Raw genomic sequence first — 12018 nt, forward strand, 5'->3', positions numbered from 1 at the left:
ATTTATACTGCCACGTTTTGAAAATATTTGCTGATATAAGAATTTTCATATATATAAAATATAGCAATTTCAAAATCTTGAACTGTTTAATTGCAAGGGATTTAGGGTAGTTTTAAAAAGCCTTTACCCATAAATAAAAATATAAAATCACATAATGCACCCCAAAAGGAGGTTTTACCTATTAGCCTGTAAAAATGTTAAGCGCCACCAAAACATCACAAGCGAGGCGAGCTCAAAATTATTTATCCCGGCCTTCCTTATCCAGCGCTGCCTTAAACAGCTCTCCCAGGTTGCTGCCGATGGACGTTTTATCACTGTATCTGGCGATTAATTTCTGGTTAACCCTGCTGGCCCGCTTTGAGCTGCCAAAGCCAAAATCGTTTTCCTTTTCAGGCTGCCGGTGCCCGCAGCTGCGGTCCTGGCATACCAGCATTTTGCCCCGCTTACCCTTGACCAGAAGCATATATTTGCCGCAAGCCGGGCATTTGGTCCTGGTAATATTGTCCGCTTTATAAACAGAGGTATCCGAGGCGACACTCCGTACCAGCTCCACTGTTTTCTCCCTTATTCCATTGATAAAATCAGCCCTGTCTCCTTTGCCCCGGGCAATATTGGTCAGGCTCTGCTCCCACTGGGCGGTAAGCTCCGGGCTCTTTAACTCGGGAGTTACAATATTAATGAGCTGTATGCCCTTGGAGGTGGGCACCAATTCTTTGCCGCCGCGTTCTATGTAGTTGGTGTAAAGCAGTTTTTCTATAATTTCCGCCCGGGTGGCGGGGGTTCCCAAACCGCTGCCCTTCATGGTCTCTCTTAATTCTTCATCTTCTATAAACTTACCCGGGCTTTCCATGGCGGAAAGCAATGTGGCCTCGTTATACCGGGCCGGGGGTTTGGTTTTGGCCTTGTTGGCCTTTATACTTTTAACCTGCCGCTCCTCGCCCCTGTTCAGGCTGGTGAGGGTTTGCTCCGGCAGGGCATCCTCCTTCCCGTCTTCCCTCTCGGCAAGATTACGGGCCACCGCCCGCCAGCCCGGATCAATGGCCACTTTGCCCCGGGAATAAAATTTCTCTCCGTTTACAGTGGTGACCAATGTAATCTGGTCATAGCGGTAAGGAGGATAAAGCACTGCCAGGAATCTCCGGACTATAAGGTCGTGCAGATTCTTTTCCTCCGGGTTCAGCTCCGACAATTTCACCGGTTGTTCCGTGGGGATAATGGCATGGTGGTCGGACACCTTGCTGTCGTCTACGAAACGTTTTGATGGAGCCAGCTTTTTTTGCAAAAGCTGACCGGCCGGCCCGGCGTATGGACCCACGGCTATACTTTTAAGTCTGGCCGGCAGGGTGGGCACAATATCGGCGGAGATATAGCGGGAATCCGTACGGGGATAGCTAACCAGCTTGTGCCGCTCATACAAATCCTGTAATACACTCGATGTTTTCTGGGCGGAAAACCCCAAACGCCTGTTGGCGTCCCGCTGCAATTCGGTCAAGTCATAGGCCAGGGGCGCCGGCTCACTCTTGCTCTCCCGGCGCAGTTCGGCTATTTTGCCGGGATGCCCCTTCAACTTATTAATAAGCTCTTCCGCCCTGGGGTAATCAAAGATGCGGTTTCCCTCTTTTCCCCGCCAATCTCCGAAATAATCGCCGAAATCCGCCCGGATGGTCCAATAATCCACCGGCACAAATTTTTTAATTTCTTCCTCCCGCTGCACAATCATGGCCAGGGTAGGGGTTTGCACCCGTCCGGCGGTAAGCTGGGCGTTGAATTTACAGGTTAATGCCCGGGTAACGTTAAGTCCTATCAGCCAGTCCGCCTCAGCCCGGCAAACCGCGGCATCATACAGATTGTTATATTCCTTTCCCGGTTTTAATCTGGAAAAACCCTCCCGGATGGCCGCGTCCGTCTGGGAGGAAATCCACAGCCGCTTAAAGGGCTTTTTCCAGTTGCTCAGCTTCATTATCCAGCGGGCCACCAACTCGCCCTCCCGCCCGGCGTCGGTGGCAATGACCAGTTCTCCAATGTCCGTTCGTTTCATTAAGTTGCGAACCAGTTGAAACTGGTGGGAAGTCTGGCGGATTACCTTGAGCTTCATTTGTTCCGGAACCATGGGAAGGTCTTCCAGCCGCCATTCTTTGTATTTGGGGTCGTATTCCTCCGGTTCCGCCAAGGTCACCAGATGCCCCAGGGCCCAGGTCACCACATACCCGGGGCCCTCCATATATCCCTTTCCCTTTACGCCGCAATTGAGCACCCGGGCTATTTCCCGGGCAACACTGGGCTTTTCGGCCAACACCAGTAATTTCATTAAAAGTCCTCCAAATTACATTCCCTTTGTCAATATCTTTTCACTGACCAACATAATTGTAGCAGCCATTTAGTCTATACATCAAATCAGTTTAAGCTCTTTGCCTTCCCAAAGCGGACCCGTCAGCCCCGCCGGCAGCCCTGGACACTAAAAAACACAGGTTTCTCCCTTACCAAAATCCCTAAATTTTAATTACCGGAATATAAAAATCAAAAAGGCAATCCTCTGATTGCCTGAAAATTCCTCTTTACCCCGGTGCTGTTTTTGCATATAATAGATTATTGGACATAACAAAGGCATTATCTAACAGTACTTATAATAATATTATCACAAAAAAACAGCAATGTCAATGGTTTTATATAAAATGCGGGGTGACAATGTGGACAACTACCGGCAGAATCTCCGGGAAGAAAAGCTTTATCTTGAGAAAACATTAAAGGTTATCCAGAAGGAACTGGAAACGGAATCCGGAAAGCTATCCCATAGAAAAAGAAATTTAATTGAAGCAAGAAAGGATATGTGGGAGAATACCGCTCACTCTTCCAACGACTTTACAAAGCTTGTGGAAATGAGCCAGTATCTTTTGGAGGTCAACAGCCAAACGGCAAGCTACCTGGATACCTCCAGGCAGGTGGACAGATACAGGAAAATAATCGAATCTCCGTATTTCGGAAGGTTTGATTTTACGGAAGACGGCTGCCGGAACGAGGAAAAGATCTACGTGGGCCTCTATACGGTGATGGATTCGGAAACAAATACTGTCCGGGTGTATGACTGGAGGGCGCCCATTTCAAGCATTTTTTACCGGTATGAGCCGGGCAGGGCGGAATATACCGCCCCTGCCGGATTAATTGCCGGAGAGGTGCTGCTAAAAAGGCAGTATAAAATCCGGAATTCCGAACTGGTATATTTTTTTGACTGCAATATCCTGATTAACGATAAAATACTTCAGGAAATTTTAAGCCGCAATGCCTCGGCAAAAATGAGAAATATTGTGGAAACCATTCAAAAGGAGCAGGATCTCATTATCAGGGACACCGGCAGCGATCTTTTGATTGTTCAGGGCGTGGCGGGCAGCGGCAAGACCTCCATCGCCCTGCACCGTGTTGCCTACCTGCTTTATGACGGACTGAAAACAAATTTGGGCTCCCACAATGTCATTATCATTTCCCCCAACGCGGTTTTCAGCAAATACATTTCCAATGTCCTTCCCGAACTTGGAGAAGAAAACGTGAGGCGGGCCACCTTTGACGATATCGCGGCAAAGGCTTTTGAAAACAGGCTTACGGTGGAAAATAGAGCGGCTCAGCTTGAAGCCGTAATAGGCGGCCGGGACCGCGGCGAAATAGCGGCCAGGAGACAGGGCATTATTTTTAAAGGGTCAAAAACCTTTGCCGAAATACTTGACAGGCTGCTTACGTATTGCGGACGCCGCCTGATTCCCTTCGAAGACGTATATTATAATGGGGTAATTCTGGAAACGAAGCAGCAGTTGAAAAATCGTTTTTTAAACAACAAAACCGGCATACCCATGGCCAGGCAGCTTCAAAGAATTGAGAATATGCTGCTGGACAAGGTTCACCCCCTACAGAAAAAGAGGCTTAGGAAAATAGAAAAAATAGTTGCCCAAAGCGACGGGCGCGAATTTGAAGTAAAGTCCTTCAGCAGGCTGTTGTCGATTAAGGAAGCCGGAAAGTTTCAAAAACGGCTCCATAAATTCACAAGGGTTGATTACCTTAAACTGTACCAAAGACTTTTCCAGCAGCGGGAACTTTTTTTTGAGCTCTCCCGGGGACTGGAGCTTCCGGAAGATATCCACCGGATAATCTCCTCCACCGGGGCAAGCCTCCAAAAGGGCCTGTTGCGTTACGAGGACGCGGCGCCCCTTTTGTATCTTAAATTAAAAATTGACGGCTATAAACCTTTTTCAGAAATCAAACAGGTGGTCATCGATGAAGCCCAGGACTATTATCCCCTGCATTACGAGGTTTTTAAGCTGTTGTTCGGGGATGCCAAATACACGGTGCTGGGAGACATTAACCAGACCATCGAAAAGGAGAAGGATAATTCCATTTATGAAGATATTTCGGAAATACTGAACAAACAAAAAACAATAAAGCTGTCTTTAAATAAAGGTTACAGATCCTCTTATGAAATAAACGATTTCACCCAAAGGCTGCTGGGCGGGGGCCAGGACTTCGTCCCCTTTGAGCGCCACGAAAAAGAACCCGTGATACAAAAGAAAAAAACAAAAGAATTAATTGACCGGGCCATTGCCGCTGACGTGAGGGATTTCATGGAAGAGGGCTATGAATCAGTGGCGGTGATATGCAAAACCCAGCAGGAGGCCAATAAGGTTCACTCCGGATTAAAAAAATTAATTCCGGCAAAGTTGATTCAGGCCCGGGACGGGAGGGTGGAAAAAGGGGCGCTGGTAATACCCTCCTACCTGGCAAAAGGGCTGGAATTTGACGCGGTGATTGTACACGATGCCGGCCGGGAGAATTATTCCGGCCGGCTTGACAAAAAACTGTTGTATGTGGCCTGCACCAGGGCGCTCCACCGTCTCTGCCTTTACTATACCGGTGAAAAAAGCCCTTTTATAGAAGGCGCCGGCGGTTGACCTCCGGCCACGGCCACCGGCCCCCGGAACACACCGGAAACCAATGGAATCATGGCCGAAATGGCCGCCGCGGCTGTGCGCATGATAATTCCTGCCATCCTGAACAACTGCCGGTGCCAGGGTGCCGCCCAATTTTTTACCTTCCACCGGCCGGGAGCTAAATTACCCGCCTGTATTTGAACATTAATGATAAGCTGATAATTAAGGGTTTTGGTATCCTGTATGCCATATCGTCATCCTGGTCCATAAGAAAAGAGGTTACAAGAGCAGGAATAATTAAATGCATTGTTTAAATAATATAATATATAGAAATAATAAAACTGGAGGATTTCCATGAAAAAAAAGCTAATCGCCGTAATTCTCTGTATGACCTGGTGTTTGCTGACCCTGTCGCCGGCCTTCGCTGAAACTACCCTTTCGACCAAACAGATTCTAATAGACCAGTTAAAAAACAATGAACTTTATACCTATAACAACGAACAATATCAAAAATCCAAGGGCACTTTAACATTGCAAATTGAAACGCTGGACGGCTCACTGCTCGCAATGGACGACATGCTTCCTAAATTTAAAGATTCAAGTCTCGCCTTGGATTATAAATTAAACGCCCCGGAGAAAAAAATTGCCGCGGATTATAAGGTAAAATTTGACAACGAAAACTATAACGGAGCCGGTTATTTAGACGGTAATACCTATATAATTTCCGCCACCACCCCAATTATAAAAGAATTGCTGCTTAAAGAAGTTCCGAACAAGGATATAAGCTACATTTACGGCTCACAAGCCGGGCTGGAAGAATTTTGGGAACAGTTTGCCAAACAGATGACCAACCAGCAGATTGCCGTAAAGCAATTTAACAGCCTGATGGAATTCCTGCTGGAAGCGGTGCCGGATAAATACATTACCCTTTCCTTAAGCCAGCAGAAAATTTTACTGGATGTTGACAGCAACGGGTTTTACGATTTATTGTTTGCTATTTCCGAGAAGGTAAAAAATGAAAGGGAAAGGTTCGCGGACATTATCGCGGAAACAGCGGTGGCCGTTGACCCGTCCGTCGACCCCGGTGAAATCAAAAAGCAAATTCTTGCCGGAATAGAGAGCAGCATTGCCGGCGGCAATTACCCTGACAGCCCCGAATATATTAAGCAAAAATTGGACGGTTTCAAACTGGAAAAGCTTCACTGTGAATTCCCCCTGCTGCCCGGAGGATTAAGTAAGATCTACGCCGCTTTCAACATTGCAGATGAATCCGGCGCCAATGGAAAAATGGTCCTGGATATTAATTTTTCAGGCAGCAAGAGCAATTTGACCGGGAATTACACGGCGGGCTTTACCATGCAGAACAAGAGCGACAATACCAACATAGGCGTGAATATAGCCGGACAGTTTAAAAACAGAACGGACGATTCGGATTCCAACGCCAGGTTCACGGTGAATTACAAAAAAGAGAATGCCACGCTTATTAACCTGTCCTTAATAATGACCAGCAATGCCCAGGCGGACCCAACCGTACGGATTACCGTACCCCGGCTGACACCCTACAACAGTATAAATTTTGATTCTTTAAAAGAGCCGGAATCAAAATTACCGGAATCAAAATTATAAGTCCTTGCAAATAAAATAAAAGCCGGGGATTTCCGCCATTAAGCGGAAATCCCCGGCTTTTATATGTTTAACCCTTTCAGTGATATTTACTTTTCTACTTATTTTTTTAACCACGGTGAGCCTTATCCGGGGGAGTGTTTTTTAAAAAAACTCCATTTTAATTAATCCCAGGACGGTTCGCACCATCACCACCGACCAGATGGCCAGCAGCAGTAAATAACAAATAAAGCCATATAGATCAATAGCCGGCAATTTAATGTAAGAGGCGATTAAGTAAGTAGCGGCGGTGTAAGCCCCCAGGGGAAAAGTAAAGGCCCACCAGGCCAGGGAAAAAGGCAGGCTGCCCTGCCGGATATAATAAATGGTTAAAACAAGGGCGCAGATAAGCCACCAAAAGCCGAATCCCCACAGCAGGAGGGCCAGCAGGCTGATCATAGGCAGCACCTGGCCGCCCCAAAAGGGTGCGCTGGCAGCCCCAAGGTTAAAAAGGGCAATGGTGCCAACCCCAATAGGTCCCAGGTTGATCCAGGCGGTGGGAGCCAATGGGCCCGGAAGCGGCGGGCGGCAGAAGAACCGGTACAGGCAAATAGCTTCCAGAAACAAGAACAGAAAAAAACCGCCGCTCCAGGAAACGTAATTAAAAACCAGCAGCAACTGCTGCCAGCCGTCCGGCCAGTAGGATATCAGCCTGGCACCGGGGACCGGAATGACAATTAAACTTACCGGCGGCATAAACCAGGCCGGGTTGACCTGTTCCAATTTTACCTCCCGGTTGACAAAATTCAACAGGGGGGTGGCCACCGCCAGTACTAAAGCCAGAACTACGCCAGTTACCCAGAATCCTTTGGCCAGGTGGACAACCAGGCCGGTATCCAGGTGTTGAACACCGATGATCAGCAGGTCGGCGGCCAGCACCAGGCAGGCAATGGGCATGGTGGCGTAAAATTGCCCGGTCACCGGTTCCCGCAAGTTCCTGACGGATTCCCCCGGGTAACAAACAATTCTAAGGAGCCAGGGAACTAACAGCACCCCGAATAGCAAAAGGTTAAATACCAGGAGCGCAACCGATAAATCTTGCAGCCAGGCCCAGTGGCGGGAGTAAAAAAAACTGGTTATGGCCACGATGCCCGTGCCCATAACGCTGGCAAACCAGGAAGGGGCAAAATTTTTGATTATCAGCGAAATTTTATTCACTCCAAATTGCCCCTGATTAATTCATGATGGTAATATAAATGGTATTGCCCTCTTTGGTGCCCTTCAGGAGCTCACAGTGGCGCAGCACGGTGAAATTTCGCTCAAATTCCCAATCTTTCAATTCAAAATGAGCGGCAATTTCCGGGCGGGTCACCTTGCCCTTTTCCTTCACGAACTCATATATTTTTTTCTGCAGCCCGGTTAATCCCTCCGTACCGCTTTGGCCGGACATTTTGCGGTGAGTGACGGCGCTGTGCACAGCCGCCACGTCGCAAGTTTTCGGCGGCTCGACGGCGATAACAAAGCAGTCTTCACACAGGGTCTGGCCATGCAGCTGCATTTCTTCACCCGCCGGAATTTCTTCCAGGCATTTAGCGCAAATCATGTCAAGTCCCCCCATTTATATTTCATTCCACATTTTGACCGTCAGGGTGCTGTAAGCCATGCCGGGGCCCCCGTGCATCAGCATCCCCACTCCGCACACTTCCAGCACTTCCTCCAGGCTGACGCCCATCGCTTTCAGAGCCTTTAAATGCACTGCAATGCAAAAATCGCATTTTAGGGCCAGGGCCATGCCAAGACCGATCAGCCGCTTTTCCCTGGCGGAAAGTGTGCCGTCTTGAAAAACCTCATTGTGAAATTGGTTGAATTTGTTCATCAGCTCCGGCCTGGCTCCCTGCAGAAACTCTTTGCCCTGTTCAATTTGCGCCAGCATTGTATTGGTTTTTTCCAATTGATTCACATCCTTTCAAGCGCATTTTTCCTTTACAAAGGAAAAACTATTTTTGGGTCAATTAAAATTTTATTCCCCTACCGCCCATCCCCCCTCCTGTTATTTGGAAAGAGTTTTTTGTTGGCACCGGTTATTATTTTGAACCATTGCACTTATTTTACCACCATATTGTTAATATGTTAACCATATTTTGAGGTGGTTTCCCCGCTGTTTTGATTGGTAAAAATTAAATGGCAGGCCGGGCAGCCGCCACTCTCCCGGAAATAAAAAAGACAGGCTGTAATCCTGGGAAGGATAATAGCCTGTCCGGTGCTGTCGGCATTTCACAGCGAGGTATTCCCGGCAAATGTTCAAACCTTAAAAAACTATTTTCCCTTTGATATTTTTTCAGCCAGCTCGTTGAGATAAACCCATCTTTCCAGCTTCTCCTGCAGCTGGCCTTCCAGTTCCTCCTTTTCAGCCATTAATTGCTGCAAGAGAACGTAATCGGCATAGGCCTCGTTAATCCTCTCATTTGTCTGATTGATTTTATCTTCAATCCCGGCAATTATACCGTCTATTTCCGAATACTCCTTTTGTTCATTAAAAGAAAATTTTAAAGGCCTCTCCCTTTTTTTCCCCGGCTCAACCTTACCCGGCCCGTCGGATTTTTTATCAACAGCCGCTCCAACTTTAGCCGGTGTTTTGTTAAAACCGCCTTGACAATTCCCGCTGCTGTTTTCTTTGTAATCTGAATAATTTCCCGGGTACTGCACTATTTTTCCATTGCCTTCAAAGGAGAAAATTCTTTCAGCCATTCTATCCAGGAAATATCTGTCATGAGAAACGGCAATAACAGCCCCTTTAAAGCTCTCAAGATAATCTTCCAAAATTGTCAGTGTTTCAATGTCCAGGTCATTAGTGGGTTCGTCCAGAAGCAGTACATTTGGCGCTTCCATAAGTACTTTAAGCAGGTTTAACCTTCTTTTCTCGCCCCCGGAAAGCTTCTCCACAGGTGTCCACTGCAGTGCCGGCGGAAATAAAAATCTCTCCAGCATCTGTGACGCGCTTAGTGTATGTCCTTCCGCCGTTTTCAAATATTCCGCCACTTCTTTTATATATTCTATAACCCGCAAGCTCCCGTCGATATACGGAATTTCCTGGGAATAAAGTCCAATCTTTACCGTTTCTCCCGTTTCAACCCTTCCACTGTCCGGCTCAACCCTGCCGCATATTATATTTAAAAGGGTCGTCTTGCCGCTTCCGTTTGGCCCCACTATGCCAATCCTGTCATTTCTAAGCAGCTCAAAATCAAAATTATCTATAATCCTGATACCGTCAAAGGATTTGTTTATCCGCTCCAGCTCTATTATTTTTTTGCCCAGGCGGCTGGAGGCCGCTGAAATCTGGATCTTTTCAACCTTTCCTCCGCCGGTCTGCTCATTTAACTTTTGGAAGCGGTCTATTCTGGCCTTTTGCTTGGTAGTTCTGGCTTTAGCGCCCTTTTTAATCCAGGCCAGCTCTTTTCTTAGCAGACTCTTTCTTTTTCTCTCACCGGCACTCTCTATTTCTTCCCTTTCTATTTTTTTCTCCACAAAATAGCTGTAATTGCCTTTGTACAGAAAAAGGCTGCCGTTATCCAGCTCTATAATCTGATTTGCCACCCGGTCTAAAAAGTACCTGTCGTGGGTAATCATCAGCAGGGAACCGTTTCTTTTATTTAAATATTGTTCCAGCCAATCAATGGCGCTATTATCAAGATGGTTTGTGGGTTCATCCAAAATTAGCAATTCTGAAGGATTCACCAGTGCCGCCGCCAGGGCTACCCTCTTTTTCTGCCCTCCGGACAGGCCGGCTATTTTTGCGTTAAAATCCCCAATACCTAATTTTGTAAGAATTGTTTTTGCTTCACTTTCCAAATTCCAGGCGTTCATTACTTCCATATCATGGGCAAGTTTAGAAATTTTCTCACTGGAAGCATCCCGGCTGCCGATGGCTTCTTCATACTCTCTTATCAGGTTCATAATAACGGTGTTCCCTTTAAAAACTTGCTCCAGCACCGTGGCTTCAGGCTCAAAATCGGGATTCTGGGGAAGATATTCAATCCTGACCGAATTTCCTTTAACCACCACTCCCTGGTCCGCCTTTTCCACACCGGCAATTATTTTTAACAGTGTGGTCTTGCCCGTGCCATTAACACCTATTAACCCTATTTTGTCCCCTTCATTTATTCCAAGGTTTATTTTATAAAGCAGCTTCTTTTCACTATAGCTCTTCGAAATATTATCGGCAGTTAATAGATTCATATTGCTCCCTTCCCCCATGGACATCTTTCCTCTTCTTCTGTTTCGGTAAGGCACCGGACAATACCTTCTATCCGCAGCCGGTGGGGCGGTCAGTTCCTTCCATGGAGATCCCGCTTCCGGCTGTTGAATTGCGGAAATATATTTTAGGTTGCCCTCTCCGCCTGTATAGCTGATTCTGCCCATAAAAGCAGCGGGGGATTCTCACCTTTTACAGTGAAAATCCCCCGTTTGTCAAAGGAAACGTCCTCCGCCTTGCACCTGTTTTTGTTTCATCCCTGTAATTTATTTGCCAATGCGTGTTTTTATAAAAGTGCAAATCTCCTCCATTGCCTGCCGGGCCTCAGGTATGAAAGAAGGCAGCAAAGGATAGCAATGAACCATTCCCCGGCCAACCTTCAGGGTGACGTCCACATCCGCGGCTGCGGCTTTTTCGGCAAACAATATTGAGTCATCCAGCAGTTCATCATCTTCGCCCGTATAGATGAGGATGGGCGGAAGCCCGTGAAGATCCCCATAAAGAGGGGATATCCACGGCAAGCAGGGATCGTTGTCTCCCACATAATATTTGCTGAAAACGGTCCATGACTCCGCAGGGGCCAAGGACACCTTATTCTTGGTCCGGTAGGACTCTCCGGTACATTTAAGATCGGTCCAGGGAGAGAGCGCCACCGCGGCTGCGGGAAGGGGAACGCCTCGATCCCGGAGGGCAAGCAGCATGGCTAAACATAAGCCCCCCCCGGCGGATTCTCCAGCAATAATGATCCGCGAAGCTGGTATGCCCTGGTCCAGCAGCCGGCCGTAAACCGCCACCGAATCCTCAATAGCGGCGGGAAAAGGATTCTCAGGGGCTAAACCATACTCAAACAGCAGCGCGCCCACTTCACTGCCTTTTACGACCCTGGCCACAATTGACCGGTGATCCCGGCATGATCCCGACACATATCCGCCGCCATGGGTATAAAGTATTACTTTATCTTTCGCCGCCCGGGAGGGCTGAATCCATTCGGCCCTGATGCCGTCTATCATCACAGGCGACACTTCAATCCCGGGCGGAATCTTGCCGAATAATCCGGCAGCTTTTTCACAATCCCGGCGAAAACGGGGTATCGATGTATTAAAGTCAATGACCGCTCTCCTTTTCAACTGAAAGTGCAATAAATGGCTGTGTTTCAATATGAAACGAAATAGATTGCTTTGCAGACTCGGCATACTCTATTCCTCCCGGTAATTATTTTGTTTTCCCAGCTCTTTTGAATAATTTTTTTCCATT

The 12018-nt window shown here is 47.4% G+C and carries 8 protein-coding genes; 2 read left to right on the forward strand and 6 right to left on the reverse strand.

What is annotated here, in order from left to right; all coding sequences use genetic code 11:
- Positions 1-238 precede the first annotated feature (238 nt).
- Complete coding sequence (locus tag DCCM_RS12110) at positions 239-2308, reverse strand: DNA topoisomerase III (RefSeq protein ID WP_104372662.1); 2070 nt, start codon at positions 2306-2308, stop codon at positions 239-241.
- 379 nt (positions 2309-2687) lie between these two features.
- Between DCCM_RS12110 and DCCM_RS12115 the strand changes: the two genes are divergently transcribed.
- Complete coding sequence (locus DCCM_RS12115; protein ID WP_104372692.1) at positions 2688-4931, forward strand: HelD family protein; 2244 nt, start codon at positions 2688-2690, stop codon at positions 4929-4931.
- 333 nt (positions 4932-5264) lie between these two features.
- Positions 5265-6536 (forward strand): hypothetical protein, encoded by a 1272-nt coding sequence (locus tag DCCM_RS12120; RefSeq protein WP_104372663.1) that lies wholly within the window; start codon positions 5265-5267, stop codon positions 6534-6536.
- Positions 6537-6677: 141 nt separating this feature from the next.
- Here DCCM_RS12120 and DCCM_RS12125 read toward each other — a convergent pair whose 3' ends face one another.
- From DCCM_RS12125 to DCCM_RS12145, 5 genes are all read right to left on the reverse strand, one after another.
- Positions 6678-7730 (reverse strand): TDT family transporter, encoded by a 1053-nt coding sequence (locus DCCM_RS12125; RefSeq protein WP_104372664.1) that lies wholly within the window; start codon positions 7728-7730, stop codon positions 6678-6680.
- A gap of 16 nt (positions 7731-7746) precedes the next feature.
- On the reverse strand, positions 7747-8115 hold the full coding sequence (locus tag DCCM_RS12130) for a hypothetical protein (protein ID WP_104372665.1): 369 nt from the start codon (positions 8113-8115) through the stop codon (positions 7747-7749).
- A gap of 15 nt (positions 8116-8130) precedes the next feature.
- A complete protein-coding gene (locus tag DCCM_RS12135; RefSeq protein WP_231702760.1) occupies positions 8131-8463 on the reverse strand; it encodes a carboxymuconolactone decarboxylase family protein in 333 nt (110 codons plus the stop codon).
- A gap of 365 nt (positions 8464-8828) precedes the next feature.
- Positions 8829-10748: an ABC-F family ATP-binding cassette domain-containing protein gene (locus tag DCCM_RS12140; protein ID WP_104372694.1), complete on the reverse strand. Its 1920-nt coding sequence runs from the start codon at positions 10746-10748 to the stop codon at positions 8829-8831.
- Between the two features lie 282 nt (positions 10749-11030).
- Positions 11031-11957, reverse strand: coding sequence for an alpha/beta hydrolase (locus DCCM_RS12145; RefSeq protein ID WP_104372666.1), 927 nt, complete (start codon positions 11955-11957; stop codon positions 11031-11033).
- Positions 11958-12018: the final 61 nt, after the last annotated feature.

The sequence above is a fragment of the Desulfocucumis palustris genome (assembly GCF_002933875.1).
In the GTDB taxonomy this organism is placed as follows: Bacteria; Bacillota; Desulfotomaculia; order Desulfotomaculales; family Desulfocucumaceae; genus Desulfocucumis; species Desulfocucumis palustris.

Bases quoted from the DNA above. Each gene is read 5' to 3' on its own strand.
- DCCM_RS12145 (WP_104372666.1), bottom strand. From the start codon at position 11,957: ATGCCGAGTCTGCAAAGCAATCTATTTCGTTTCATATTGAAACACAGC.
- DCCM_RS12130 (WP_104372665.1), bottom strand. From the start codon at position 8,115: ATGATTTGCGCTAAATGCCTGGAAGAAATTCCGGCGGGTGAAGAAATG.
- DCCM_RS12120 (WP_104372663.1), top strand. From the start codon at position 5,265: ATGAAAAAAAAGCTAATCGCCGTAATTCTCTGTATGACCTGGTGTTTG.
- DCCM_RS12140 (WP_104372694.1), bottom strand. From the start codon at position 10,748: ATGAATCTATTAACTGCCGATAATATTTCGAAGAGCTATAGTGAAAAG.
- DCCM_RS12110 (WP_104372662.1), bottom strand. From the start codon at position 2,308: ATGAAATTACTGGTGTTGGCCGAAAAGCCCAGTGTTGCCCGGGAAATA.